The following is a 25304-nucleotide window of genomic DNA, read 5'->3' on the forward strand; positions in this document are numbered from 1 at the left end:
GCCACGCGCTTCCAACTCATGGTTAGCGAATTATCAAAAAAATTGCATCTCTTCCGACACTTTAACCCCACAGTAAGACTAACGCGCTTTAATGACTCCCACGATGGTTGCGTGAGTGTAGGTCGAGTCCATGCGTGTCAACAGTGCACAAAAAGTCGGAAAATCAGTAGCTAAGCTCGCAGTTGCGGCTTTGCTTGCGAGTGCGGCCACTGGCTGCAGCTCGGATTCGAGCCGTTTCTCCGGGCTGTTCTCCAAAGATGAGCTGACAACGGCTTCAATACCCCAGCGTCCGGTCGGCGGGGCCTATGGCCAGGCGCCAATGCCGCGCGACGATGTGCGGTCGGGCCAGGCGGTGGCACCGGTCCAGCAGGATTACGGTTCGCGAAATACCGCGATGAACCAGCCTTATCCGGCCCAGTCCGGTGGCTATTCATCACCGGCCCGCGCCGCTTCGGCGCCGATGGCCGTCCAGCGCAACGAGTTGGCAGCTCCCGGCATGCCTTCGGCTCAGGCGTCCGCTCCCATGGCGTCCCGTGCACCGATGGCGGCTGACCGCGGTCAGGGCACTCGCCAGGAATCGATGGCCCAGTCATACCCGGGTCGTAGCGGTGGTTCGCAGTCTCTGACGGCTCCCACACCGTCGACCGCTCGAGGCGACAACCTGACAACGGCTTCGACGAAGCCGATGTCCGGCTGGTCTTCGGTCAACGCTCCGCGGGTAACGCTCAGGGCAGGCGAGACCGCATCGACCCTGTCTTCCCGCTACGGCGTTCCTGAAAAGGAAATCCTGAAGGCCAATGGCGGCGCTGTGAAGCCGGGCCAGACGATTGTCATCCCGACCTTCGGCCCTTCCCGTAATTCCGCGAAGACTGCGGCGTCCGATATCGACCTGCAGAACAAGGCGCCAGCGCCCACCCAGCAGACCGAGCAGAAGGTTGCCGTTCTGCCAACGCCGACCCGCGACAAGGCGATGGCGGAGCCTGGCAAGATCACACCTCCGGGCGGCAAGCCTCTCGGTGGCACCTACACGGTCAAGCCTGGCGACAGCCTTGCAAAGATCGCTCGCGAAACCGGCACGCCGATTGATCAGCTGAAGGCCGCAAACGGTCTGACGACGGACGGTGTGCGGGTCGGCCAGAGCCTGAAGGTCGGTGGTAGCTCGGTTGCGACCGATCCGGTCAGAACCGCATCCATCCCGGAAAAGCCGGCTGCCCAGCCGAAGCCTGCTGCACCGTCGCCTGTCGCCGAAGCAGCACCCGCAAAGCCTGCGCCACAGGAAACAGCATCGCTGTCGGACGTCGAGAAGAAGTCCGATGTGTCTGCCGCTGCACCGCAGTCGACCGGCATTTCGAAATATCGCTGGCCAGTCAGTGGCGCGGTCATCGCCGGCTACGGCGCCAACGTCAACGGCAGCCGCAATGACGGTATCGACATCTCGGTTCCCGAGGGCACGCCGATCAAGGCCGCTGAAAACGGCGTCGTCATCTATGCCGGCAACGGCCTGAAGCAGCTCGGAAACACCGTTCTGGTTCGCCACGACGACGGCAAGGTCACCGTTTACGGTCACGCCGGCAACATCAACGTCACGCGCGGCCAGAAGGTCACCCGTGGCCAGACTGTCGCCGCGTCCGGCATGAGCGGCGACGCTCAGCGCCCGCAGGTCCACTTCGAGGTGCGCAAGGATGCGACACCGGTTAACCCCATCACTTTCCTTGAATAATTGTAGTGCGTTTCAAGGGGACGGGAGAAAAGCGCAGCTTCGGCTGCGCTTTTTTCGTTTGCGGGCGGCTTCACGACATCACGGCGTGAGTGTCTTGCGCATCCGCCCGGCGAGATCCTGGATATACTGCCACGCGACGCGGCCGGAACGCCCGCCGCGCGTCGTCGCCCATGCGAGCGCCTCGTGGTGCAGGGTTTCGCGGTTGAGGCCGAGATTGAAATGGTCGGCATAGCCGTCGATCATGGTCAGGTAGTCGTCCTGACTGCACTTGTGGAACCCGAGCCAAAGCCCGAAACGATCCGAGAGCGAAACCTTCTCCTCGACCGCTTCGGACGGGTTGATCGCCGTCGACTGCTCGTTTTCCAGCATATGCCGCGGCAAAAGGTGGCGCCGGTTCGATGTGGCGTAGAACAGGACGTTGTCCGGCCGGCCTTCGATGCCACCGTCGAGCGCTGCCTTCAGAGACTTGTAGGCCGTATCGTCGTGGTCGAAGGACAGATCGTCGCAAAACACGATGATGCGATGGCCGGATGCCTTGAGGATGTCGAGCAGCGCCGGCAGCGTGGCGATATCCTCGCGGTGGACTTCCACCAGTTTCAGCGAGACACCGGTCGACGCGCGGATATCCTCGTGCACGGCTTTGACCAGCGACGACTTGCCCATGCCGCGCGCGCCCCAGAGAAGGACGTTGTTTGCCGGATAACCTTCGGCAAACCGCAACGTGTTTTCCTGCAGGATGTCGCGCACGTGGTCAACGCCACGGATCAGGGTGAGGGCGACGCGGTTGGGGCGTGGCACGGGCTGCAGGCGCTGGTTTGTCGGCACCCAGACAAAGCAATCCGCGACAGTCCAGTCGTTGACCGCGGGTGGGGGGCCCGCCAGCCGCTCGACTGCGTCGGCGAGCCTGCGCACTTCAGACAGGATCAGGGCGTTGAGCTCGTCGGTCATCTGGTATTCCTCAAGACTTTTTGTCATCGGCTGCGCCCTCTCGGCCGCTTTTTTCAGCAGGTAACATGCTCGTTATTGCATCAAAAGCCGTAGAGCCGTGGATTCAGTACGCGGGGGGACCGCTTTCTGTTGCATTCCCCGGTGTCACAACTATATTCCGGCGGCTTATGACAGGGGGCTCGGCGCCTCCGCTTATCGTTTAGGAGTTCTTGATGTTCATTACTGAGGCATTCGCGCAGGCGGGTGGAGCGGCGCCGGCGGCTTCCGCAACAGACTCGATTCTGCAGATGGTGCTGCTCTTCGCACCTCTGATGGTGGTCTGGTATTTCTTCCTGATCCGTCCGCAGCGCGCCCAGGCTAAGAAACGCCAGGAGACCCTGACGAGCATTCGCCGTGGCGACCAGGTTGTGCTGGGCGGCGGCCTCGTCGGCCGGGTTTCGAAGGTTGTCGATGACAACGAAGTCGAAGTCGAAATCGCCGACGGCGTAAAGGTCCGCGCAATGCGCGCCTACATCGCCGAAGTCCGCGTCAAGGGCGAGCCTGTCAAGGCCGACACCGCGTCCTGACATCAGGCAGGCCCGCTCTGGCGGGCCTTTCCATTTTCTAATCAATCAAGGACGCGGTAATGGCAAAAGGGATCGAGATACGCGAAGCCCATTTCCCCGGTCGCGCCCAGATCGATGCCTACGGCAATGGCGGTTTCCGTTTTGCCGACATGTCGCATCGCGGGTCGATTCTCTGCCTTCCCTCTGGGATACACGGCTGGGATCTGGGCGAAGGTGAGCCCCTGACGGTATCCTCCCTCTACAAGGTCCTCGACGAAGCCTCAGGCATTGAGGTCTTGCTGATCGGCACGGGCCAGAACCTGAAGCCGATACCCGCAGAGGTGAAGGCCGCATTGAAGGCGAAGGGCATCTCTTCCGACCCGATGAGCACCGGTGCTGCCGTGCGCACCTACAATATCATGCTCGCCGAATCCCGTGCCGTCGCCGTCGCGCTGATTGCCGTCTGACCCATGAGTGACGATCGTTCAACGATTGGCGAACTCTGTCTCGCGACGCTGCGAGACACGGACCGCGATCGCTATCTCGCATGCCTCCTGTCTCCGGAAGACAAGCGCCCGGCATTGGCCGCGCTCTACGCCTTCAACGCCGAAATTGCGCGCGTCCGGGACATGGTCCGCGATCCTCTCCCGGGAGAGATCCGCCTGCAATGGTGGCGGGATCTCCTTGAGGGTGGAAGTCAGGCAGACGGGCTGGGAGACACGGGCGGCAATCCGATCGCTGCGGGACTGCAGGATGCGATCGAAACCTATCGGCTGCCGCGTCAAACGCTTGTCGCCATGACGGAAGCGCGAATCTTCGATCTCTACGACGATCCGCTCACTGACCGCAACGCGCTGGAAGGCTATGCTGGCGAAACCGCCTCGGCTTTGATCCAGCTTGCAAGCCTCATCCTTTCGCCCGAAGATGCCGCAAGGTCCGCACAGGCGGCCGGCCATGCGGGTGTTGCGCAGGCGATCGCCGGTTTCATCCTGCTTTTGCCGATCCATCGGCGCCGCAACCAGCTTTACCTCCCGCTCGATCTTCTGGCAGCCACCGGTCTTGACCGCGATAGCTTTCTGGCCGGCAGCGACAAACCTCGCATTTCCGCAGCAATTCAGGCCTTTGCCGGCCTTGGCCTCGAGCATCTCGACAAGGCACGACGTGCCGGTCCTCTTCCGCCCGCGCTCGTGCCGGCCTTCGTGCCGGTAGCGCTTGTCGAGCCGGTTCTGAAGCGCGCTTCACGCCGGGGTGCCGATGCTCTCGACGGAGACATGCAGTCTCCCCAATGGCGTCGTCAGTTGCAGATGCTGAAGGCTGCCGTCCTCAAACGCTTCTAGCAATCACCAGTCGCCACGCTTCACGCAAGCCTTGAGGGATAAATGCCCTCTATCGGCAGGTGCGCATCTGCCATCAGTGGAGAAGCAGTCTTGAGCCCTTTGGTAGTTTGGTCGATCGCCATCGGCGTGATGCTGGCCTTGGCCTTTTATGTTACCCGCCTGGTCAAGCACAGTGACGAGGACAGCCTTCACGATATGGGACTGGCGATACTCGAATTCGGTCGCGCCTATCCTGCCGAAGCCATCAGGAGCCTGCACAGCACAGCCGATGCGAACACGATCTTTGTGCGACTGCACGACAATAAGTCAGGCATCATGCGCAACCGTGGCAATCATTTCGCATGCCACGTAATCCGGCCCGGCCGCGTGCGGGTCACGCCGACGCCCGAACCGAAAGGCTTTTCGGCCGAATTCCTGGACTCCCCGACACAGAACGGAACTTTCGTCTTCAAGAATGAAAACGAGGCGGCAGAAGTGTCGCTTTGGCTTCTCGACAATTATGTCAGCGTTGCCGATCGACAGCTTCCGGCCGAACCGCAGCCGGCTTCAAACACCGGCCGCTCCGATTAGGCCTTTTAGGCGATACCCAGCCACTCACGGCAGTCCTTCAGCGCGCGAACCGACATCAACTGCCGTTTCATGATCGTCTTGTCCTTGCCGCGAAAGCGTTTGACGCCTTCGGGTTTGACGATCGAGCCAGGAGCAAGATCCGGAAACAGGCCGAAATTCACATTCATCGGCTGGAAGGACCGTTTGCCGGGCTCTTCGTCGTGGACCAGATGCCCCCCGGTGATATGCCCAAGCAGAGAACCGAAGGCCGTTGTCGCCGGCGGCGGGACAATTTCTTTGCCCTTGCGCTCGGCAGCCGCAAAACGACCAGCCAGAAGACCGATCGCCGAACTCTCCACATAGCCCTCGCAGCCGGTGATCTGACCGGCGAATCGCAGGCCCGGCCGGCTCTTCAAGGTCAGCGAATGATCGAGCAGCATCGGTGACTGGATATAGGTGTTGCGATGCAGGCCGCCGAGCCGTGCGAATTCCGCGTTCTGCAGCCCCGGGATCATCCGGAAGATCTCGGCCTGCGCGCCATACTTCAGTTTGGTCTGGAACCCGACCATATTATAGAGCGTGCCAAGTGCATTGTCCTGCCGCAGTTGGACGACGGCATAGGCCTTGACGGTCGGATTGTGTGAATTGGTAAGCCCCATCGGCTTCATCGGACCGTGGCGCAGCGTTTCGCGCCCACGCTCCGCCATGACCTCGATCGGCAGGCAGCCATCGAAATAGGGCGTGCCTTCCCATTCCTTGAAGCCGACCGTATCGCCCGCAATCAGTGCATCGAGAAAGGCATTGTACTGCGCTTCGTCGAGCGGGCAGTTGATGTAATCCTTGCCTGTGCCGCCGGGCCCGACCTTGTCGTAGCGCGACTGGTACCAGCAGATATCCATATCGATCGATTCGCGGTGGACGATCGGCGCGATCGCGTCGAAGAAGGCGAGCTGGTCCTCTCCGGTCTCGGCCTGGATCGACTTTGCGAGATCGGGCGACGTCAGAGGACCGGTCGCGACGACGGCCAAGTCCCATTCCGCCGGCGGTAGACCGTGAATTTCCTCTCGCACAACGGTGATCAGCGGATGGTTTTCGATCGCCTGCGTGACTGCATGAGAGAAACCGTCGCGGTCGACCGCAAGTGCGCCGCCGGCCGGGACCTGATTTTTGTCGGCGCAGGCCATGATCAAAGAGCCGGCCAGCCTCATTTCTGCATGGATGACGCCGACGGCATTGGCCGTCGCATCATCGGAGCGGAAAGAGTTCGAGCAGACGAGCTCGGCGAGACCGTCCGTGCGGTGGGCATCGGTGCCGCGCACGCCGCGCATCTCGTGGAGAATGACGGGGATGCCGGCCTCAGCGATCTGCCAGGATGCTTCGGAGCCGGCAAGGCCGCCACCGACGACGTGGATTGGGGCAGGGGTAGACGAATTCGATATGGTGCTCATGTCCGGCTCATTATCACGGCATTCGAACGGCCGGAATCAAAAAGGCACCTAAAAAGGTGCCTCTGATCATTCCTTGGGTGTCTCTTTGATCTTTTCGGATCATTGCGACTATCGTTCTATCGCCATCGCGACATCATATCGCGCTGGTCCATCACAATGGATGGATTAACGGAAGGAACGAGCGGCGATGCCGCGGATGTCGTAGCGGGTCAGACCAATGTCGTTGAGCGCCTGGTTGGAAAGGCTGCCGAGTTCATTGATCGTACGGCGGTAGCTGATCCAGTTCTTAGCGATGCGGATCGGGTTCATTTGGTGTTTCCTCAATCATCTTTTTCCCAGTGATCTATCGTCACCGGCGATGAGCTTCATATAGGTGAGACGCGCCGAAAGGTGCAGTGCAAAAAATGTGCGACTGCCATGCGTTTGTGCAATGAGTTGATGCTTTTTGCAGCTTCGTACGAAAAAGCAGCAGCAGCCGTTTCGCTGCGTGAAGCACTATGCACAAACGAAAAACGCCTCCCGAAGGAGGCGCTTTTAAACGGTAGACCGTTGGTCGTTCTTTAGATTTTAGAAGCCGACTGCCGTGCGTGCAACGCGACGGATGTCGGAGCGGCCAATACCGAGGTCAGAGAGTTCGCGGTCCGACATGCGGCCGAGTTCCGAAACCGTTTCGCGGTACTTGCGCCAGTCGTTCAGCTTCTTTGCGATTTTCATGGTCGTTTCCTTCGTTGGTCAATGCCGGCTAATTGCTACCGGCTGCGTTGCTAATCGTTTTAAATGCTGCGCTGCGAAGGAAAAAGCGCGCATTTCGTATGCCACCTATGCATCTGTTGCATTGCATGCAGAAGGATCGTGCGGAAACTAGCTGTATCTGACCATAATTTGATCAGGCGCTGAATTTTACGTCTATTACACCCACAATGAAGGCGCGTCGGGCCGTTTCTGTCCTGCTTGTCAGCTCGACCCGAGGCGAACGCAGTCTCCCTTCTGATCATCATCAAACAGGCGTCACAAACCTTCATTTTTCCTTTGCGTGTAGGAAAACGGGTGTTATAGAGACGCGCGCTCCGGAAGGCCTCTGGCCGCTAGAGTTTCGATGCCTAGGGGCGCGGGTATGGTGAAATTGGTAGACACGCCAGATTTAGGTTCTGGTGCCGCAAGGCGTGGGAGTTCAAGTCTCTCTACCCGCACCAGGATCGCTGGACGCGCTGTTCGCCGGTAACGGCAGGACGCGCTGCTTATGAAAGCCGCGGCTGGTCACTTTTTAGTTCCGGTGGTGTGCTCACGAAAAACACGAACGGCTGTATGGGCGCCGCCGCCACGATAAGAAGGTATAAAAATGCAGGTTACCGAAACGCTCGCTGAAGGGCTGAAGCGCGAAATCAAGGTCGTTATCCCTAAGCAGGATATGGAAGCCGAGCTCAACGTTCGTCTGGCCGATGCCAAGGACAAGGTTCGCATCAACGGATTCCGTCCGGGCAAGGTGCCGCTTTCACACCTCAAGAAGACCTATGGCAAGTCGATCATGGCTGATCTCGTCAACGAGATCGTCCGCGAACGCCCCACCAAGATTCTCTCCGAGCGCGGCGAGAAGTCGGCAACGCAGCCTTCGGTATCGATGACCGAAGACGAGGCGGAGGCCGAAAAGATCCTCAATGCACAGGCTGATTTCGAATTCACCCTGACCTATGAAGTGATCCCGCCGATCGAGCTGAAGTCGACTGACGGTATCACCGTCGAGCGCGAAGTCGTTGAAGTGTCGGAAGACGAAGTCAACGAGCAGATCCTCAAGATCGCCGAAAGCGCTCGCACGTTCGAGACAAAGGACGGCGTTGCCGCTGAAGGCGATCGCGTCACCATGAACTACCTCGGCAAGGTCGATGGCGAAGCCTTCGATGGCGGCACTGCTGAAGACGCAGAATTGGTCATCGGTTCGGGTCGCTTCATCCCGGGCTTCGAAGACCAGCTGGTTGGCGTCAAGTCGGGCGACGAAAAGCAGATCACCGTGACCTTCCCGTCCGAATATCCGGCTCCGAACCTGGCTGGCAAGGACGCGACCTTCGACATCACCGTCAAGGACATCGCTGCTCCGTCTGCCGTCGAGATCAACGACGAACTTGCTTCGACGCTTGGCATCGAATCGGTCGATCGTCTGAAGGAAATCGTCCGCGGCCAGATCGAAAGCCAGTACGGCAACGTCACGCGTCAGAAGGTCAAGCGTCAGATCCTCGACCAGCTCGACGAGATGTACAAGTTCGACGCGCCGCAGGGCCTCGTTGACGCCGAGTTCGACAACATCTGGCGCCAGATCAACACCGATCTGCAGCAGTCGGGCAAGACGTTTGAAGACGAAGAAACGACTGAGGAAGAAGCACGCGAAGAGTATCGCAAGCTTGCCGAACGTCGCGTCCGTCTCGGCCTGGTTCTCTCCGAAATCGGCGAAAAGGCCGGCGTCGAAGTAACCGAGGAAGAAATGCAGCGTGCACTCTACGCACAGCTGCAGCAGTTCCCGGGCCAGCAGAAGGAAATCCTCGATTTCTTCCGCAACACCCCAGGCGCTTCCGCTTCGCTGCGTGCCCCGATCTTTGAAGAAAAGGTCGTCGATCATCTCCTGTCCGAGGTCAAGGTCACTGACAAGACCGTGACGAAGGAAGAGCTGCTCGCCGAAGAAGAAGGCGAAGACGCGGACAAGCCTGCCAAGAAGAAGGCCTCGCCGAAGAAGGCAAAGGCTGAAGCTTCAGACGCTGCAGAAGGCGAAGAAGCTGCTGCTCCGAAGAAGAAGGCAGCACCGAAGAAGAAGGCCGCTGAAGACAGCGCTGAGTAATCTTCTCGAATACGAATTGACGAAGGGCCGGGCAGGAAACTGCTCGGCCTTTTGCGTTGTGTTGCATCACGGCTGCTTGCGAAATCAACATGAATGCATCCGGCCGGCGGCATCCTGAAACCCCAAGACATCCGGCCCATCCCGTGACATAAGGCTCGCCGAACGCGTCCTCACTTTCCGGCAGCCATGATCCGCATCGAGAATATCAGCAAGTCCAACAGTTCCCGCATTCTCTACATCGAGACCTCTGCGGCCCTGAACCGCGGCGAAAAGATCGGTCTGGTCGGTCCGAACGGGGCGGGCAAGACGACTCTGTTCCGGATGATCACCGGCCAGGAGCTGCCCGATGAGGGACAGGTCACGGTCGAGAAGCATGTGACGATCGGCTACTTCAATCAGGACGTTGGAGAAATGTCGGGCGTCAGCGCCGTCACCGAGGTGATGGATGGGGCAGGGCCGGTCAGCAGTGTCGCCGCCGAACTGCGCTCGCTTGAAGCCGCAATGGTCGATCCGGATCGACTGGACGAGATGGATGCCATCATCGACCGCTATGGCGAGGTTCAGGCGCGCTACGAGGAACTGGACGGCTATGGCCTGGAAAGCCGCGCCCGCGAGGTTCTGGCGGGCCTCTCCTTCAGCGAAGAGATGATGGACGGCGACGTCGGCAAACTGTCCGGCGGCTGGAAGATGCGCGTGGCGCTTGCCCGCATCCTCTTGATGCGCCCGGACGTCATGCTGCTGGACGAACCGTCCAACCACCTGGATCTCGAAAGCCTGATCTGGCTTGAGGAGTTCCTTAAGAACTACGACGGCGCCCTGCTGATGACCTCGCATGACCGCGAGTTCATGAACCGCATCGTCAACAAGATCATCGAGATCGACGCCGGATCGCTCAACACCTATGCCGGTGATTACGGCTTCTACGAGCAGCAGCGGGCGCAGAACGAAAAGCAGCAGCTGGCCCAGTTCGAGCGGCAGCAGGCGATGCTGGCCAAAGAGATCAAGTTCATCGAGCGCTTCAAGGCGCGCGCGTCGCACGCAGCCCAGGTGCAGAGCCGGGTGAAGAAGCTCGACAAGATCGAGCGGGTGGAGCCGCCGCGTCGCCGCCAGACGGTCGCTTTCGAATTCCAGCAGGCACCCCGTTCCGGTGAAGATGTCGCAAACCTGAAGGGCGTCCACAAGGCCTATGGCAGCCGCGTCATCTATGAAGGTCTGGATTTCATGATCCGCCGCAAGGAGCGCTGGTGCATCATGGGCATCAACGGCGCTGGCAAATCGACCCTTCTCAAGCTGATCGCAGGTTCGGCGGCACCCGACGTCGGATCCGTCGCGATCGGCGCCAGTGTCAAGATGGGCTATTTCGCCCAGCATGCCATGGATGTGCTGGATGGCGAGCAGACCGTGTTCGAATGGCTGGAGTCCGAGTTCCCGCGGGCCGGGCAGGGCGCGCTTCGCACCCTTGCCGGATGCTTCGGCTTTTCAGGCGATGACGTGGAGAAGAGATGCCGGGTTCTGTCCGGCGGAGAAAAGGCCCGTCTCGTCATGGCGGCCATGCTGTTTGATCCGCCGAATTTCCTGGTGCTGGACGAGCCCACCAACCACCTGGATCTCGATACCAAGGAAATGCTGATCAAGGCGCTCGCCGACTATGACGGCACGATGCTGTTCGTCAGCCATGACCGGCATTTTCTGGCCGAGCTGTCCAACCGGGTGTTGGAAGTGACCGCGGACGGCGTTCATCGTTTCGATGGCGGCTACACGGAATATGTCGAACGCACGGGTTACGAGGCGCCGGGTCTCGCAAGCTGATCCTGGACCAACCGACGCATCGTGAGGAGTCACAGTGAGCAGCCTACATCACCGGGTGGTGATGTAGGCACGGTGTCACTCGTGGATCGTGTAGGATCCCATCTTGCAGAGATCCTGCGAGTCTTCGAGGTCCTCGAGGCCTGAATCCTCGGTGAACTCGAAGCGCAGATCGTATTTGCAGACCCTGCGACCGTCAGCGATGGTGATCTCGATACTCTCGCCGGGCTCGAGAACATCCTTGCCGAACACATCTTCTTCCCAGTCGTCAACGCCGACGGGCGACGTATAGAAACGCTCAAGCGTGCCGCTGGTCTTGTTCTTCAAGGTAAAGACGAGATCCGAGGCGTTGGATGTAGTGGTGCATGCAAAAAGAGCCGCCAGTGCAGCGGCCGCAATAAGTACAGTCTTTCTCACGGTAGTGTCCCTCAACCCAGAATTGGGGTAGGGAACATCTATCATTTCCATAACCGCAGACAACTAGCATGTTGGTTCATCATTAATTGTAGAGTATTGATAAACCGCAACTAATTAAGCCGTGCAGCATTGTCGGTGTCATCGGCGGAACGCGAGGTATCGCTGTGAAACCCGGCAGGAATACTGCTCAAAGTCCGGTTTAAGCCGCCTTGCTGGAAGCGTCTCTCAAAGCGGCTTGCGATACTGGATAAACCCTGGCGCCACAGCGACACGGTCATAGAGACGCCTCGCGGCTGTGTTGTCTTCCTGCGTCAGCCAGTAGAGCCGACCGGCATTCTGGTCGCGCGCGAGCAGTGCCACCTTCTCGATCAGGGCTTCCCCCACGCCGCGTCCACGCTGGCTGCTGTCGACGTAGAGGTCCTGCAGATAGCAGGTCATGTCAGGTAACCAGGTCGAGCGGTGGAAGACGACATGCACGATGCCGACCATCTGCCCGTTCTCGTCGAAAGCGCCAAGTGCCTGCAAGGGCTCGTCATCATGGTGAAAGCGGGACCACGTGATGTCGTACTGTTCTTTCGGCAGTTCCGACTCGTAGAACTCGAGATAGGCTCTGAACAGGGGTTCCCAGGCGGCACGGTCGGCAGGCTCAAGCGGGCGGATTGTCGTCACGGGCATCTCCTCGAGCAAAAAACAGAAACGGCGGGGAGTATACCCCGCCGTTTGCCGAATTCTACTGAAGAGATGAGGCTTAGGCAGCCATGGCCGTCTTCAGGTTTTCATCGATCTTGTCGAGGAAGGCAGTCGTGGACAGCCAAGGCTGTTCCGGGCCGATCAGAAGCGCCAGATCCTTGGTCATGTAGCCCTGTTCGACCGTGTCGACGCAGACGGTTTCGAGCGTGGTGGCAAAGGTTGCCAGTTCGGCGTTGTCATCCAGCTTCGCACGGTGCGCGAGGCCACGGGTCCAGGCGAAGATCGAGGCGATCGAGTTCGTCGAGGTTTCCTGGCCCTTCTGGTGCTGGCGGTAGTGGCGCGTTACCGTGCCATGCGCAGCTTCGGCTTCGACCGTGCGGCCATCCGGCGACAAGAGAACCGAGGTCATCAGGCCGAGCGAGCCGAAGCCCTGCGCAACTGTGTCGGACTGGACGTCGCCGTCGTAGTTCTTGCACGCCCAGACGTAACCGCCGGACCACTTCAGAGCCGATGCGACCATGTCGTCGATCAGGCGGTGTTCGTAGGTGATGCCGATTTCGGCGAACTTCGCCTTGAATTCAGCCTGGTAAACTTCTTCAAAGATATCCTTGAAGCGGCCGTCATAGGCCTTGAGGATGGTGTTCTTGGTCGACAGGTAGACCGGCCACTTCCGCATCAGGCCGTACATCATCGAAGCGCGCGCGAATTCGCGGATCGATTCGTCGAGGTTGTACATCGCCATGGCAACGCCGGCGCCTGGGGCGTCGAACACGTCCTTTTCGATAACCTGGCCGTCTTCACCGACGAACTTGATCGTCAGCTTGCCCTTGCCGGGGAACTTGAAATCGGTCGCCTTGTACTGGTCGCCGAAAGCATGGCGTCCGACAACGATCGGCTTGGTCCAGCCGGGAACGAGGCGCGGCACGTTCTGGCAGATGATCGGCTCGCGGAAGATAACGCCGCCGAGGATGTTGCGGATCGTGCCGTTCGGGCTCTTCCACATCTGCTTGAGATTGAATTCCTTCACGCGGTCTTCGTCCGGCGTGATCGTCGCGCACTTGATGCCGACGCCGTGCTTCTTGATTGCGTGAGCCGCATCGACGGTGACCTGGTCGTTCGTCGCATCACGGTTCTCGACGGAAAGGTCGTAATATTCGATGTCGAGATCGAGATAGGGAAGGATCAGCTTGTCCTTGATGAGCTGCCATATGATACGGGTCATCTCGTCGCCGTCGAGATCGACGACCGGGTTCGCTACCTTGATCTTCTGCATGGACTTCCTCTTGCCGTAATGGGCCGTTTAGGCCTCAAAAATGATCAACGGGGGCGCTATAGCATCGCGGGGAAGAGAACGCAAAGATGGTGCGGTCTGATATGGCGCGATTCGGTTAGAAAATTGGAACATGCGCTCGCCATCATCATACTGCCTGAAATTGGTCCTCAAGATTGAGCATTGCCAAACATCGGGCGCGGCGTAATGTCCGCCAAAACTCATCGCAGCACTGGATCTATGATATGCGGATACTCCCGCTTCTTTCTCTCTTCACCCTGATTTCCACCGGCGTTCTGGCGGCGGATGTGACCGATCCGGTAAAGGCGGTGATGAAGATCACCGAAGACAACTGGAATACGGTTGATAGTGACTGGAAGTCGCTGTTCGATCCCGAGCCGATCCAGCAGAATTTTAGCAAGTCGTTCCAGACTGCCTACTCGGAAGCGTCCAAGCACCCCGCTTACGAAACCGAAAACAATGCCCCCGGCGATCCGTTCGGCTACGACGTCGTCACGAGTTCGCAGGACGGCTGCCCGCTGAAGGACGTCACCATCGTGCCGGCACCGGCGGCAAATGGCGTGTCGGATGTGAAGGTCACGTTCAAGCAGTGGGCCTGCATCGATGATGCGGAAATGAAGGACAGCGTTTCGGAAGTGCATTTCGACGTCATCGAGGAAGACGGCAAGCCGGTCATCAAGGACATCCACCGCGTTGTCGAGAATGAAAGCGATTCGCTCGTCGAAGAGATGCAATCGATCGCCAAGGGCGAGTAGAGGGAAGCAAACCTTCTGAAAGCCTTGCTCTTCATCCATCCGGCGGCTATCTGCCCAGCCTGAAATTGTTGGGATTAAGCGATGTCAGGTACGAATAGCGAGCGCGAGCTCATTGCCGAGGGCCCGGCCATCATTCTGGTGGAACCGCAACTGGGCGAAAACATCGGCATGGTGGCGCGCGCCATGGCCAATTTCGGCTTGGCGGAACTGCGCCTCGTCAGTCCTCGTGATGGTTGGCCGAACGAGAAGGCGAGGTCTGCCGCGTCGAAGGCTGACCACGTCATCGATGGAGCCGTCGTCTTCGAGACGCTGGAAGACGCGACCCGCGACCTGAACTTCGTCTATGCCACGACGGCGCGCGAACGCTACGGCTTCAAGCCCGTTCGGTCACCGGTCTATGCGGCGTCCACATTGCGTGAGAAATTCAAGGCAGGTGAAAAGACCGGCATTCTGTTTGGCCGCGAACGCTGGGGTTTGAGCAACGAAGAGGTGGCGCTCGCCGACGAGATCGTCACCTTCCCGGTCAATCCGGCCTTCGCCTCGCTCAATATCGCCCAGGCGGTTTTGCTGATGTCCTATGACTGGATGAAATCCGGCATGGACGATATCGAGGAAACCCGCTTCCAGCCGATCGAGCAGCGGCCCTCGACGAAGGACCAAGTGTTCGGCATGTTCGAGCAGATTGAGGAAGCGCTCGATGCCCGAGGCTACTTCCATCCGCCTGAGAAGAAGCCGAAGATGATCGACAATCTGCGTGCGGTCCTGTCGCGGCGGAGCTTTTCGGAACAGGAAGTCAGCGTGTTTCGCGGCGTGATCAAGTCGCTGGATGCCTTTCCTCGTCAGTGGCCACGAAAAACGACGCCGAGGCAGAAGAAGGCCGACGTGACCGGGGAGATCGAAGGCAATGGCGGCGACGAATGACCTGAAGCCAGTGCTGATGTTCGATTCGGGCATCGGTGGACTGACCGTGCTGCGTGAGGCCCGCGTGCTGATGCCGGAGCGCGGCTTCATCTATGTCGCCGACGACGCCGGTTTCCCTTACGGCGGATGGGAGGAGGAGGCGCTGACGGCGCGGATCCTGTCCCAGTTCGAGCGCCTGCTGAACGACTACCAGCCGGAAATCTCCATCATCGCCTGCAATACAGCGTTCACGCTGGCGGGCGCAGCCCTTCGTGAGCGCTTCCCCGAGATGACCTTCGTCGGCACCGTGCCGGCGATCAAGCCTGCAGCCGAGCGAACCCGCTCCGGCCTCGTGTCCGTCCTCGCAACTCCCGGCACCGTCAAGCGCGCTTATACGCGTGATCTGATCCAGTCCTTTGCCACGCAGTGTCATGTGAGGCTTGTCGGATCGGAAAATCTGGCCCGCATGGCGGAAGCCTATATCCGCGGCGAGAACCTGTCGGACGACGCTGTCCTAGCCGAAATCATGCCCTGCTTCGTCGAGAAGGACGGCCGCAAGACCGATATCGTCGTTCTCGCCTGTACGCATTATCCCTTCATGGCGAACCTGTTCCGCCGCCTGGCGCCCTGGCCGGTCGACTGGCTCGATCCGGCCGAGGCGATCGCCCGACAGGCCCGGCGCAAGGTGCCGCTTCTGGATGGTGTGCAATACCCCGGCGAGTTCGACTTCGCGGTGTTCACGTCGGGCAATCCGGATTTTGCCACGCAGCGTCTGATGCAAGGGTTTGGTTTGCGGGTCTAGCCCTCTTGTCATCGGCTAAATTCGGTGGCTTGCTCGGCCTACCGGATCAGGAGCAGACACGATGTCGATTGAAAACTGGCTGGCCTTCGTCGCCGCATCCACGATTCTTCTGGCCATTCCCGGACCGACGATCCTGCTCGTCATCTCCTATGCGATGACGCACGGGCGAAAGGTGGCGACCGCGACAGTCGCTGGCGTGGCACTCGGGGACTTCACGGCAATGACCGCCTCGATGCTGGGGTTGGGCGCCTTGCTCGCCACGTCTGCGATGCTGTTCACGATCCTCAAATGGGTGGGCGCCGCCTATCTGATCTATCTCGGCATCAAACTGTGGCGCGCACCCGTGATGGATCCAGAGGTCGCAGCCGGCGAGGGGGAGCTGCCGCAAGCCAGACCGTTGCGCATCCTGCTGCACACCTACGTGGTCACCGCGCTCAATCCGAAGGGCATCGTGTTCTTCGTCGCCTTCCTGCCGCAGTTTCTCGATCTGTCAAAACCGCTGTTCTTTCAGATGGCTGTTTTCGAGGTGACGTTTCTGGTTCTGGCGACGATCAACGCCACGCTCTACGGGCTTCTCGCCTCCCTGGCCCGCAACCAGATCCGCAGGCCACGGGTACAGAAAATCGTCAACCGGACCGGTGGTTCGCTGATGATCGGGGCAGGGCTTCTGTCGCTCGGCTTCAAGCGGGCAGCGGCCTGACCGCAAAGCCTGTGCATTTCCTCTCTTGCACGGCGAAACGAATCCCTTTCTCTGTTAGTGAGAATGTTTGGCGGTCTTTGACCGCGTGTAGACGGCATACGAGGTAAGGCATTGCAGGTCGGCATCGATATGGGAACTCTGACCGGGGGTGATCCGGCCAAGCTCGATATCGAGGAGCTTCTGGCAACGCGTCTCCTCGTCCAGGGCAACTCGGGCTCGGGCAAGTCGCATCTTCTGCGGCGGCTGCTGGAACAGTCCGCACCGTGGGTCCAGCAGGTCGTGATTGATCCGGAAGGTGATTTCGTCACGCTGGCCGACAAATACGGTCATGTCGTCGTCGATGGCGAACGCACCGAAGCCGAACTCGCGGGCATTGCCAACCGTATCCGCAAGAACCGCGTGTCCTGCGTCCTGACCCTCGAAGGCCTTGATCTCGAAGAGCAGATGCGCGCCGCCGCCGCCTTTTTGAACGGCCTGTTCGATGCCGATCGCGACTACTGGTATCCGGTTCTGGTCGTGGTCGACGAAGCCCAGATGTTTGCGCCATCGGTTGGTGGCGATGTCTCCGAAGATGCCCGCAAGATGTCGCTCGGGGCCATGACCAACCTGATGTGCCGCGGCCGTAAGCGCGGTCTTGCCGGTGTCATCGCCACGCAGCGCCTCGCAAAGCTTGCCAAGAACGTCGCGGCCGAAGCCTCCAACTTCCTCATGGGCCGCACCTTTCTCGATATTGACATGGCCCGCGCCGCTGACCTGCTCGGCATGGATCGGCGTCAGGCGGAAATGTTCCGCGATCTCAAGCGCGGCAACTTCGTCGCGCTCGGTCCGGCTCTGTCGCGTCGGCCTCTGCCGATCATCATCGGCAATGTCGAGACATCGGCCCGTTCGTCCAGCCCGAAGCTGATGCCGCTGCCGGACGCGCATCTGGATGTCGAAGGTCTCATCTTCACGCCGGATCCAGAAGAGTTCACCCGGCCTTTGACGGCGAACCGCCGCCAGGCGCCGGCGCCACGGCCGACCACCGATATTCTGGCGGAACTCTCGCGCTCGACGCCTGCTTCCCTTCAGCCGGCTGCCGCCGAGCCGCGGACGCCGCTGCCCGTGCTTACGGTCGAGGAGCGTGAGGATCGGCTGATGGCGGTCATGGCCGAGATCCTCGATGATCCGCAATCGGCCTATCGCACGGACGCGGTTCTGTATCAGGACTTCCTTGTTCGCGCCCGCATGCGTCGTCTGCCGGGGCCGCCGCTGTCTCTCAGCGATTTCCGTCGCCGGACAGCGATTGCCCGTTCCGGCGTCGATGCTGCGATGGCATCGAGTGAAGCCTGGACGACGGTGCTGTCCATGTCGAACAGTGTTTCGGATGATCTTCAGGGCGTGTTTCTGATGATGGCAAAGGCGGCACTCGGCGGCGAACCATGCCCGTCCGATGCACGCATAGCCCGCGCCTACGGGACGCACTCCGCGCGCCGCGCACGCCGTCTGCTGGGCTACTTTGAAGAGCAGGGGCTGGTCGTGGTCCATTCCGACTTCACCGGCAAGCGCATCGTCGCGTTTCCGGAGCTGCAGGTGGAAACGGCGCCCGGCAGTGCCGAAGCGCCTGACGAGGGCGATCTCAAGATTGCTGCGGAATAAGCCCGCAGCGACCCGGCTGCTGTTGACATTTTGATGACAGCCGCCTAAAGACCCGCCAACGCCGGGTGGCAACACCGGGTGTTTCAACGACATGTCCCGTGGCACTCTCCGAACGCTTTTCGTGAGAAGCCTGTCAGAACCTCTAAATCGAGGTTCAGAGGAGGGCGTGTTTCCTTCATCCGGTTCGGCAACGAACCGGTGTAACTTTCTGAAAGGAAATACGATGAGCAAGCGCGAATCGTCTAAGTACAAAATCGATCGCCGTATGGGCGAAAACATCTGGGGCCGCCCGAAGTCGCCGGTTAACCGCCGCGAATACGGTCCTGGCCAGCACGGTCAGCGCCGCAAGGGCAAGCTTTCCGACTTCGGTGTGCAGCTGCGCGCCAAGCAGAAGCTGAAGGGCTACTACGGCGACATCCGCGAGAAGCAGTTCCGCGCGATCTATGAAGAAGCCAACCGCCGCAAGGGCGACACCGGCGAAAACTTGATCGGCCTGCTGGAATCGCGTCTGGACGCCATCGTCTACCGCGCAAAGTTCGTTCCGACCGTGTTCGCTGCTCGTCAGTTCGTCAACCACGGCCACGTCACGGTCAATGGCGTCAAGGTCAACATCGGTTCGTACCGCTGCAAGGCTGGCGACGTTGTCGAAGTTCGCCAGAAGTCGAAGCAGATGGTCACCGTTCTGGAAGCCGTTTCGCTCGCAGAACGCGACGTTCCTGACTACATCGAAGTCGATCACAACAAGATGGTTGCCACCTTCGCTCGCATCCCGAGCCTGGCCGATGTACCCTACGCGGTCATCATGGAACCGTCGCTGGTCGTCGAATTCTACTCGCGTTAACAGCGACACCATTTCAGACAAATGGCCCCGAAAGGGGCCATTTTTGTATCTGGTGTCATGTCGAACCCACAAAAAAAGCCGCTCCTTTCGGGGCGGCTTTTGATTGTCTCTTACGGTCATTCTTACCTGGAAGAGGTTTTCTTCTTTTCCGCCGTAACAGACGTCTCGACAGTAGTCGACGTGTTGGTGTCCGTCAGCTGGACCGTCTCGTGGTGTGCATCTCCCTTTGGCAGCTCGCCCATCCGGTTCCACGCATCAAGCCCGGCGATCTTGTAGGCTTCTGCAAGCGTCGGGTAGTTGAAGGTGTTCTCGACGAAGTACTCGACGGTGCCCTTCAGGTTGAGAACCGCCTGGCCGATATGCACGAGTTCGGTGGCGTTTTCGCCGATGATGTGCACGCCGAGAAGGCGGCGCGTCTTCAATGAGAAGATCAGCTTCAACATGCCGTGGTCGAGGCCCATGATGTGGCCGCGCGAAGTCTCGCGGAAACGGGCGATACCGCATTCGTAGGGAATGCCGCGCTCCTTCATTTCCTCTTCCGTCAGGCCGCAGGTCGAAATCTCCGGCACGGCGTAGATCCCGTAGGGAAAATACTTCGGTGGCTCCTTGGCAATTGCGCCGACGGCGACGCGAGCGGCAATTCGGCCCTGTTCCATCGATGTCGAGGCAAGGCTCGGAAAGCCGATGACATCGCCCGCGGCATAGATGCCGGGGACGGAGGTCTCGAAGGTTTCCGGATTGACCTTCAGACGGCCGCGGTTATCGGCGTCGAGGCCGGCTGCTGCCAGGTTGAGGCTGTCGGTCGCGCCCATGCGGCCGGCGGCAAACAGCACCATGTCGGTGATGATCTTGCGTCCGGTATCGATCGTGACCGAGACCTTGCCGTCGGGAAGGTGCTCCACCTTCTCGACCTTCTGGCCCAGCAACAGCTTCATGTTGCGGTCGCGCAGCTGGTAGGTGAAATCCTCGATGATCTCCTTGTCGATGAAGTCGAGCATCGTCGCCTTCGGGTCGATCACCGTAACGGCGGTGTCGAGAGCGGAAAAGATCGTCGCATATTCGATACCGATAACGCCGGCACCGATGACGACCATCGAGCGCGGCAGTTTTTCGATTTCGAGCAGTTCGTCGCTGTCGATGACCGTCTTGCCGTCGAAGGGCATGTAGTCTGGGCGGAACGGGCGCGTGCCGACAGCAAGCAGGATGCTTTTGGCTTTGACCTGAACCGCCTCTCCGTCGTCCTTCAGCACTTCCATCGTATCGGTCGACAGAAAGCTCGCCTTGCCACGAAGGTGCTGGACGCGGTTGCGGGCGAACTGGTGTTCGAGCACCTCGACTTCATGGTCGAGCGTGATCAGCAACCGGCGGCGAAGGTCTTCGGCACTGATCTCTTCCTTGACCCGGTAGGATCGGCCGTAGAACCCGCGCTCGCGCCACCCGGAGAGGTTCAGCGCGGTTTCGCGCAGTGTCTTCGAGGGGATGGTGCCGGTATGCACGGAAACGCCGCCTACCCGTCGTCTCTGCTCGATGACGAGCACTTTCCGGTCGAGCTTGGCGGCTTGAATGGCTGCGCGGCGACCGGCAGGGCCGCTTCCGACAACAATGAGGTCGTACTGGTTCATGGACTGCTCCGCTTCTCGAATCCCGCTGTTACGCTGCAATAGCCTACCTGCGTCGTCTCCTACCAATCTATTCTGAATGTTTGATTGCAGGAAAGGCCGCAAGCGTAGAACGGCTGTCTCGGGTTGCGTATGTTTTGTGCAGAAAAATAGGATGCACAAAAAACGTCTTGACCCCCGCCGGGAAATGTCTTTCATTCGAACCAATCATGAATTGGTCCGGACAATGGTACGTTCAATGCAGACCGAACCCCAAGACAATTCCTACTACGCGTTGGAGAAGCTCCGCGATCTGATTCACTCGGAGAAATTCGGAGCGGAAGGGCGGCTGCCGACGGAGCGGGCGCTTGCTGAAACGCTCAATGTCGGGCGCCGTGCTGTTCGACGGGCGCTTGAGGTGCTCGAGTCGGAGGGGCTGATCTGGCGCCGCCAGGGTGCCGGAACCTTTGTCGGCGAAAAGCCTGACGGCTGGAGCGACCACGTCGACGCGCTGGTTGCCGGTACCGACATCATGGAAATCATGGAGGTTCGCCTTCGCCTGGAGCCACAGCTCGCCCAGCTTGCAGCGATGCGTGCAAAGCCCGCCGAAATCGAGCGCATGCGCTACCTGGCAGACAAGACCGGCCAGAGTTCGGATGCGGATTCCAAGGAACTCTGGGATGGATCGCTGCACCGCCAGATCGCGCAAAGCGCCGGCAACAAGCTGTTCCTGTCGATCTTCGACGTGGTCAACCGCATCCGTCAGGATGCCGCGTGGCAATCCATTCGTGAGCGTGCGCGCAAGACCGGAACCAATGGCCGCACGTCGTACCAGCAGCATATCGCAATCGTCGACGCCATCGCCGCCCGCGATCCGGGCCGGGCAGGCGAGGCGATGCGCGAGCATCTTCTGATGCACCAGGAGCGGCTGATCCGGGCCACCTCGCTCGAGGCCCTCGATGACCATTCGCCGGAAGGCGAGCAGATCGGTATCCGCGACGACGACACGCTCAGCGTTGCGTCCTAGCCATCCCAGACTGCCGGCCACAAAGGCCGGCCAACAAGAACAATGACCGACAAACCTGAATGGACCAGAGGAACAATGATGAAGAAATTTTCCACGCTCACTGCCGCACTGCTCGCCAGCGCGATCATGTCTCTGCCTGCCATGGCGAGCGAATTGCGCATCGGTCTCAATGACGATGCCGACGTTCTCGATCCGGCGCAGTCGCGCACCTTCGTCGGCCGCATCGTCTATACCGCGATGTGCGATAAGCTGGTCGACATCTCGCAGGATATGAAGATCATTCCGCAGCTTGCGACCGAATGGAACTGGTCTGAAGGCGGCACGGTGCTCACCATGAAGATCCGCGACGGCGTCAAGTTCCACGACGGCGAAACGCTGGATGCCGCAGCCGTCGTCGCAACGATCGAGCGCAACATGACGCTGCCGGAGTCGCGCCGCAAGAGCGAGCTTTCCTCGGTCGCCAAGGTCGAGGCCAGCGGTCCGCTTGAAGTCAAGTTCACGCTGAAGTCTCCGGACGTGACGCTTCTTGCCCAGCTTTCCGACCGTGCCGGCATGATCGTTGCGCCAAAGGCCGCCAAGGAACTCGGTGCCAATTTCGGCTCGAAGCCCGTCTGCGCCGGTCCTTTCAAATTTGTCGAGCGCATCCAGCAGGACCGTATCGTGCTCGAGAAGTTCGCCGACTACTGGGACAAGGACCGGATCCTCGTCGACAAGATCACCTATCTGCCAATCCCGGACACGACCGTAAAGCTCGCCAACCTGCGGTCGGGTGACCTCGATATCGCCGAGCGCATCTCGGCGTCCGATGCCGAATCGGTAAAGAGCGACCCGAACCTCACCTATGCCGACGTCATCGGCCCGGGCTACATGGCGATGTATGTCAACCTCGCCAACGGTCCCCGTGCGGACAACCCGCTCGGCAAGGACAAGCGCCTTCGCCAGGCCTTCTCGCTGGCGATCGACCGCGAAGCAATCGGCCAGATCGTCTTCGAAGGCACGTCGCTTGCCGGCAACCAGCCGTTCCCGTCGTCAAGCCCCTGGTTCAACAAGGACCTGCCGGTGCCGGCGCGCGATATCGAAAAGGCCAAGCAGCTGATGAAGGAAGCGGGCCACGAGACGCTCGACATCGAGCTGCAGCATGCCAACAGCACGACCCAGACCCAGATGATGCAGGTCATCCAGTCGATGGTGGCGGAAGCGGGCTTCAACGTCACGCTGAAGGCAACCGAATTCGCGACGCTTCTGTCGGAACAGACGGCCGGCAACTACCAGCTCAGCCGCTCCGACTGGTCCGGCCGTATTGATCCCGATGGCAACCTCCACCAGTTCGTCACCTGCAAGGGCGGCATCAACGACGTGAAGTACTGCAATCCGGAAGTCGACAAGCTCCTGAACGAAGCCCGTACCTCACCGGACGAAACGGTGCGCAAGGAAAAGTATGATGCCGCAGGCGTCATCCTCAACGATGACATGCCGATCATCTACCTCGGCCATCAGCCCTACGCCTATGCCATTTCCAACAAGGTCGAAGGTTTCGTGCCGTCGCCGGATGGCATGATGCGCTTCCTTGGCGTCTCCAAGAAGTAATTTCCCATCGCATACCGCGCGGAAGACATTCCGCGCGGTCACCTGAAATCACGAGGGCGATGCCATGCCTGTCTATATCGGAAAGCGCCTGCTGGTCGCGATCCCGACCCTGCTGATCATCTCGATCTTCGTCTTCTCGCTGCAGAAACTGCTGCCGGGCGATCCGATCCTCGCCATGGCCGGTGAAGAGCGGGATCCCGCGACGATCGAATTCCTGCGCGAAAAATATCATCTCAACGATCCCATCATCACCCAGTATCTCTCCTGGGTTGGCGGCATCATGGTCGGCGACTTCGGCGTCTCGCTGCGCACCAACCAGCCGGTGCTGGAACTGATCGGCCAGAAACTGCCGGTCACGATCCAGCTCGCGGTGATGGCCATGATCCTGGCCATGCTGATCGGTATTCCGGCCGGCATTCTGGCAGCGGTCTACAAGAACCGCACGCTCGATTACGTCGCCAATGTCGTCGCGCTGTCTGGCCTGTCGATCCCGAATTTCTGGCTGGGAATCATGCTGATCCTGCTGGTGTCGGTCAATCTCGGATGGCTGCCGGCATCCGGTTACGAATCGATCTTCGTCGATCCGGTCCGCTCGCTCAAGACCATGATCATGCCGGCTTTCGTCCTCTCGACGGCGCTCGCAGCGCAGCTGATGCGCCATACCCGCTCGGCCATGCTCGGCGTGTTGAGCTCCGACTATATCCGCACTGCCCGCGCCAAGGGACTGTCGCCGCGCGAAGTCATCCTCAGCCACACGTTCCGCAACGCGCTTCTGCCGATCATCACCCTGTCGGCGCTGCTGTTCGGCGAGCTGCTCGGTGGTGCCGTCCTCACGGAGCAGATCTTCACCATCCCGGGCTTCGGCAAGCTGACCGTCGATGCAGTGTTTACCCGCGACTATGCCGTCGTCCAGGGCATCGTCATGTGCACGGCCATCGGCTTTATCGTCATGAACCTGATTGCCGATATTCTCTACGTTCTCCTCAACCCCCGCCTGAGGGCAACGCTATGACCGCTATCGAACAGACTGCACCGATCGCAAAGCCGCGCCAGAAAAGCAGGGCATGGCGCAAGATGCGCGCCAACCGCGGATCGATGGTCGGCATGGTGATCATCGCCTTTTTCGCGATCCTTGCCATTGCCGCGCCGATCCTGCCGATTGCCGACCCGATCGCGACCAGCTGGTCGGCACTGCGCAAGGCGCCGTCCGCCGCGCATTGGCTCGGCACCGACGATCTCGGCCGCGATATCCTGTCGCGGATGATCTGGGGCGCCCGTGCCTCGCTGATGGCAGGGGTCGTCTCCGTTGCCATCGCGGTTGCCATCGGCGTGCCGTTCGGACTGCTGTCAGGTTATTTCGGCGGCTGGGTCGATCAGGTCATCCAACGCGTCACCGAAGCGCTGCTGGCCATGCCGTTCCTGATCACCGCGATCGCGCTTGCCGCCTTCCTCGGCCCAAGCCTCACCAACGCGATGATCGCCATCGGCCTGTCTGCCATGCCGGTCTTCGTGCGGCTGACCCGCGGCCAGGTGCTGGCGGTGAAGACGGAGGATTACGTTGAAGGGGCACGCTCGATCGGTCTCAACCACGTCGACATCATGACCCGCTACATCCTGCCGAACGTGTTTGCCCCGATCATCGTTCAGGCGACCTTGACGGTGGCGACCGCCATCATCGCCGAAGCCAGCCTGTCCTTCCTCGGCCTCGGTCAGCAGGCACCGGCCCCGAGCTGGGGTTCGATGCTGAACACGGCCAAGAACTTCCTGAGCCAGGCACCGTGGATGGCCATGTGGCCAGGGATTGCAATCTTCCTCGTCGTCATCGGCTTCAACCTTTTGGGCGACGGCCTGCGCGATGCACTGGATCCGCGCGAGGCGTAACGC

Annotated in this window: 25 protein-coding genes and 1 tRNA gene; 18 read left to right on the plus strand and 8 right to left on the minus strand. The window is 60.1% G+C overall.

What is annotated here, in order from left to right; genetic code table 11:
- Window positions 1-130 precede the first annotated feature (130 nt).
- On the plus strand, window positions 131-1720 hold the full coding sequence (locus tag ACQY1P_RS12170) for a peptidoglycan DD-metalloendopeptidase family protein (protein WP_113166257.1): 1590 nt from the start codon (window positions 131-133) through the stop codon (window positions 1718-1720).
- 78 nt (window positions 1721-1798) lie between these two features.
- Here ACQY1P_RS12170 and ACQY1P_RS12175 read toward each other — a convergent pair whose 3' ends face one another.
- The gene (locus tag ACQY1P_RS12175) at window positions 1799-2668 is read right to left on the minus strand and encodes an ATP-binding protein (RefSeq protein ID WP_430256701.1); all 870 of its coding nucleotides are present in this window, start codon (window positions 2666-2668) and stop codon (window positions 1799-1801) included.
- Window positions 2669-2880: 212 nt separating this feature from the next.
- Between ACQY1P_RS12175 and yajC the strand changes: the two genes are divergently transcribed.
- The 4 genes from yajC (at window position 2881) to ACQY1P_RS12195 (ending at window position 5120) form a co-directional block, all read left to right on the plus strand.
- Window positions 2881-3234 carry a preprotein translocase subunit YajC gene (gene yajC / locus ACQY1P_RS12180; RefSeq protein WP_062457522.1) on the plus strand — a complete coding sequence of 118 codons (354 nt, stop codon included), beginning with the start codon at window positions 2881-2883 and terminating at the stop codon, window positions 3232-3234.
- 59 nt (window positions 3235-3293) lie between these two features.
- On the plus strand, window positions 3294-3680 hold the full coding sequence (locus ACQY1P_RS12185) for an Mth938-like domain-containing protein (protein ID WP_062581393.1): 387 nt from the start codon (window positions 3294-3296) through the stop codon (window positions 3678-3680).
- 3 nt (window positions 3681-3683) lie between these two features.
- A complete protein-coding gene (locus ACQY1P_RS12190; RefSeq protein ID WP_430256460.1) occupies window positions 3684-4550 on the plus strand; it encodes a phytoene/squalene synthase family protein in 867 nt (288 codons plus the stop codon).
- Between the two features lie 90 nt (window positions 4551-4640).
- Window positions 4641-5120: a hypothetical protein gene (locus ACQY1P_RS12195; protein WP_342366082.1), complete on the plus strand. Its 480-nt coding sequence runs from the start codon at window positions 4641-4643 to the stop codon at window positions 5118-5120.
- Window positions 5121-5125: 5 nt separating this feature from the next.
- Here ACQY1P_RS12195 and trmFO read toward each other — a convergent pair whose 3' ends face one another.
- The 3 genes from trmFO to ACQY1P_RS12210 form a co-directional block, all read right to left on the minus strand.
- The gene (trmFO, locus tag ACQY1P_RS12200; RefSeq protein WP_113166255.1) at window positions 5126-6547 is read right to left on the minus strand and encodes a methylenetetrahydrofolate--tRNA-(uracil(54)-C(5))-methyltransferase (FADH(2)-oxidizing) TrmFO; all 1422 of its coding nucleotides are present in this window, start codon (window positions 6545-6547) and stop codon (window positions 5126-5128) included.
- A gap of 165 nt (window positions 6548-6712) precedes the next feature.
- Window positions 6713-6856, minus strand: coding sequence for a DUF1127 domain-containing protein (locus ACQY1P_RS12205; RefSeq protein WP_082471896.1), 144 nt, complete (start codon window positions 6854-6856; stop codon window positions 6713-6715).
- Window positions 6857-7114: 258 nt separating this feature from the next.
- Complete coding sequence (locus tag ACQY1P_RS12210) at window positions 7115-7261, minus strand: DUF1127 domain-containing protein (RefSeq protein WP_082471897.1); 147 nt, start codon at window positions 7259-7261, stop codon at window positions 7115-7117.
- A 394-nt stretch (window positions 7262-7655) separates the two neighbouring features.
- Here ACQY1P_RS12210 and ACQY1P_RS12215 point away from each other — a divergent pair.
- The 3 genes from ACQY1P_RS12215 (at window position 7656) to ACQY1P_RS12225 (ending at window position 11180) form a co-directional block, all read left to right on the plus strand.
- A tRNA-Leu gene (locus ACQY1P_RS12215) sits at window positions 7656-7740 on the plus strand.
- A gap of 146 nt (window positions 7741-7886) precedes the next feature.
- Window positions 7887-9371, plus strand: coding sequence for a trigger factor (gene tig, locus ACQY1P_RS12220; RefSeq protein ID WP_430256461.1), 1485 nt, complete (start codon window positions 7887-7889; stop codon window positions 9369-9371).
- 186 nt (window positions 9372-9557) lie between these two features.
- Window positions 9558-11180, plus strand: coding sequence for an ABC-F family ATP-binding cassette domain-containing protein (locus ACQY1P_RS12225; RefSeq protein WP_430256462.1), 1623 nt, complete (start codon window positions 9558-9560; stop codon window positions 11178-11180).
- A 75-nt stretch (window positions 11181-11255) separates the two neighbouring features.
- Here ACQY1P_RS12225 and ACQY1P_RS12230 read toward each other — a convergent pair whose 3' ends face one another.
- From ACQY1P_RS12230 to ACQY1P_RS12240, 3 genes are all read right to left on the minus strand, one after another.
- Window positions 11256-11576 (minus strand): hypothetical protein, encoded by a 321-nt coding sequence (locus ACQY1P_RS12230; RefSeq protein ID WP_425503226.1) that lies wholly within the window; start codon window positions 11574-11576, stop codon window positions 11256-11258.
- 243 nt (window positions 11577-11819) lie between these two features.
- Window positions 11820-12263, minus strand: coding sequence for a GNAT family N-acetyltransferase (locus ACQY1P_RS12235; RefSeq protein ID WP_244508807.1), 444 nt, complete (start codon window positions 12261-12263; stop codon window positions 11820-11822).
- 79 nt (window positions 12264-12342) lie between these two features.
- A complete protein-coding gene (locus tag ACQY1P_RS12240) occupies window positions 12343-13557 on the minus strand; it encodes an NADP-dependent isocitrate dehydrogenase (protein WP_062457500.1) in 1215 nt (404 codons plus the stop codon).
- Window positions 13558-13799: 242 nt separating this feature from the next.
- On the opposite strand from ACQY1P_RS12240, the gene ACQY1P_RS12245 reads away from it, so the two are divergent.
- From ACQY1P_RS12245 to rpsD, 6 genes are all read left to right on the plus strand, one after another.
- On the plus strand, window positions 13800-14330 hold the full coding sequence (locus ACQY1P_RS12245; protein ID WP_062457497.1) for a hypothetical protein: 531 nt from the start codon (window positions 13800-13802) through the stop codon (window positions 14328-14330).
- Window positions 14331-14411: 81 nt separating this feature from the next.
- A complete protein-coding gene (locus tag ACQY1P_RS12250; protein WP_325260828.1) occupies window positions 14412-15251 on the plus strand; it encodes an RNA methyltransferase in 840 nt (279 codons plus the stop codon).
- Complete coding sequence (gene murI, locus ACQY1P_RS12255) at window positions 15235-16032, plus strand: glutamate racemase (protein ID WP_209900704.1); 798 nt, start codon at window positions 15235-15237, stop codon at window positions 16030-16032. Before ACQY1P_RS12250 ends, murI begins: the two co-directional genes overlap by 17 nt.
- A 61-nt stretch (window positions 16033-16093) precedes the next feature.
- Window positions 16094-16732, plus strand: coding sequence for a LysE family translocator (locus ACQY1P_RS12260; protein WP_192086646.1), 639 nt, complete (start codon window positions 16094-16096; stop codon window positions 16730-16732).
- Window positions 16733-16843: 111 nt separating this feature from the next.
- Window positions 16844-18367 carry a helicase HerA domain-containing protein gene (locus ACQY1P_RS12265; RefSeq protein ID WP_430250082.1) on the plus strand — a complete coding sequence of 508 codons (1524 nt, stop codon included), beginning with the start codon at window positions 16844-16846 and terminating at the stop codon, window positions 18365-18367.
- 223 nt (window positions 18368-18590) lie between these two features.
- The gene (gene rpsD / locus ACQY1P_RS12270) at window positions 18591-19208 is read left to right on the plus strand and encodes a 30S ribosomal protein S4 (protein ID WP_062457482.1); all 618 of its coding nucleotides are present in this window, start codon (window positions 18591-18593) and stop codon (window positions 19206-19208) included.
- Between the two features lie 122 nt (window positions 19209-19330).
- On the opposite strand, the gene sthA is transcribed toward rpsD, so the two are convergent.
- A complete protein-coding gene (sthA, locus tag ACQY1P_RS12275) occupies window positions 19331-20830 on the minus strand; it encodes a Si-specific NAD(P)(+) transhydrogenase (protein WP_430256463.1) in 1500 nt (499 codons plus the stop codon).
- A gap of 235 nt (window positions 20831-21065) precedes the next feature.
- Here sthA and ACQY1P_RS12280 point away from each other — a divergent pair, with 235 nt between their 5' ends.
- From ACQY1P_RS12280 to ACQY1P_RS12295, 4 genes are all read left to right on the plus strand, one after another.
- Window positions 21066-21833, plus strand: coding sequence for a FadR/GntR family transcriptional regulator (locus tag ACQY1P_RS12280; protein ID WP_113110955.1), 768 nt, complete (start codon window positions 21066-21068; stop codon window positions 21831-21833).
- A 78-nt stretch (window positions 21834-21911) separates the two neighbouring features.
- Window positions 21912-23420, plus strand: coding sequence for an ABC transporter substrate-binding protein (locus ACQY1P_RS12285; protein WP_184655137.1), 1509 nt, complete (start codon window positions 21912-21914; stop codon window positions 23418-23420).
- A 64-nt stretch (window positions 23421-23484) separates the two neighbouring features.
- Window positions 23485-24432: an ABC transporter permease gene (locus ACQY1P_RS12290; protein WP_062457470.1), complete on the plus strand. Its 948-nt coding sequence runs from the start codon at window positions 23485-23487 to the stop codon at window positions 24430-24432.
- Window positions 24429-25301: an ABC transporter permease gene (locus ACQY1P_RS12295; protein ID WP_162728346.1), complete on the plus strand. Its 873-nt coding sequence runs from the start codon at window positions 24429-24431 to the stop codon at window positions 25299-25301. Before ACQY1P_RS12290 ends, ACQY1P_RS12295 begins: the two co-directional genes overlap by 4 nt.
- The last annotated feature ends 3 nt before the right edge of the window (window positions 25302-25304 follow it).

This window comes from Neorhizobium sp. DAR64872/K0K18, assembly GCF_050500175.1.
GTDB lineage: Bacteria > Pseudomonadota > Alphaproteobacteria > Rhizobiales > Rhizobiaceae > Neorhizobium > Neorhizobium soli.

Coding starts and splice junctions, on each gene's coding strand:
- ACQY1P_RS12175 (WP_430256701.1), bottom strand. CDS start 2,668: ATGACCGACGAGCTCAACGCCCTGATCCTGTCTGAAGTGCGCAGGCTC.
- ACQY1P_RS12250 (WP_325260828.1), top strand. CDS start 14,412: ATGTCAGGTACGAATAGCGAGCGCGAGCTCATTGCCGAGGGCCCGGCC.
- yajC (WP_062457522.1), top strand. CDS start 2,881: ATGTTCATTACTGAGGCATTCGCGCAGGCGGGTGGAGCGGCGCCGGCG.
- ACQY1P_RS12190 (WP_430256460.1), top strand. CDS start 3,684: ATGAGTGACGATCGTTCAACGATTGGCGAACTCTGTCTCGCGACGCTG.
- sthA (WP_430256463.1), bottom strand. CDS start 20,830: ATGAACCAGTACGACCTCATTGTTGTCGGAAGCGGCCCTGCCGGTCGC.
- ACQY1P_RS12170 (WP_113166257.1), top strand. CDS start 131: ATGCGTGTCAACAGTGCACAAAAAGTCGGAAAATCAGTAGCTAAGCTC.
- ACQY1P_RS12290 (WP_062457470.1), top strand. CDS start 23,485: ATGCCTGTCTATATCGGAAAGCGCCTGCTGGTCGCGATCCCGACCCTG.
- murI (WP_209900704.1), top strand. CDS start 15,235: ATGGCGGCGACGAATGACCTGAAGCCAGTGCTGATGTTCGATTCGGGC.
- ACQY1P_RS12295 (WP_162728346.1), top strand. CDS start 24,429: ATGACCGCTATCGAACAGACTGCACCGATCGCAAAGCCGCGCCAGAAA.
- ACQY1P_RS12210 (WP_082471897.1), bottom strand. CDS start 7,261: ATGAAAATCGCAAAGAAGCTGAACGACTGGCGCAAGTACCGCGAAACG.
- tig (WP_430256461.1), top strand. CDS start 7,887: ATGCAGGTTACCGAAACGCTCGCTGAAGGGCTGAAGCGCGAAATCAAG.
- ACQY1P_RS12280 (WP_113110955.1), top strand. CDS start 21,066: ATGCAGACCGAACCCCAAGACAATTCCTACTACGCGTTGGAGAAGCTC.
- ACQY1P_RS12185 (WP_062581393.1), top strand. CDS start 3,294: ATGGCAAAAGGGATCGAGATACGCGAAGCCCATTTCCCCGGTCGCGCC.
- ACQY1P_RS12205 (WP_082471896.1), bottom strand. CDS start 6,856: ATGAACCCGATCCGCATCGCTAAGAACTGGATCAGCTACCGCCGTACG.
- ACQY1P_RS12245 (WP_062457497.1), top strand. CDS start 13,800: ATGCGGATACTCCCGCTTCTTTCTCTCTTCACCCTGATTTCCACCGGC.
- ACQY1P_RS12285 (WP_184655137.1), top strand. CDS start 21,912: ATGAAGAAATTTTCCACGCTCACTGCCGCACTGCTCGCCAGCGCGATC.
- trmFO (WP_113166255.1), bottom strand. CDS start 6,547: ATGAGCACCATATCGAATTCGTCTACCCCTGCCCCAATCCACGTCGTC.
- ACQY1P_RS12240 (WP_062457500.1), bottom strand. CDS start 13,557: ATGCAGAAGATCAAGGTAGCGAACCCGGTCGTCGATCTCGACGGCGAC.
- rpsD (WP_062457482.1), top strand. CDS start 18,591: ATGAGCAAGCGCGAATCGTCTAAGTACAAAATCGATCGCCGTATGGGC.
- ACQY1P_RS12260 (WP_192086646.1), top strand. CDS start 16,094: ATGTCGATTGAAAACTGGCTGGCCTTCGTCGCCGCATCCACGATTCTT.
- ACQY1P_RS12225 (WP_430256462.1), top strand. CDS start 9,558: ATGATCCGCATCGAGAATATCAGCAAGTCCAACAGTTCCCGCATTCTC.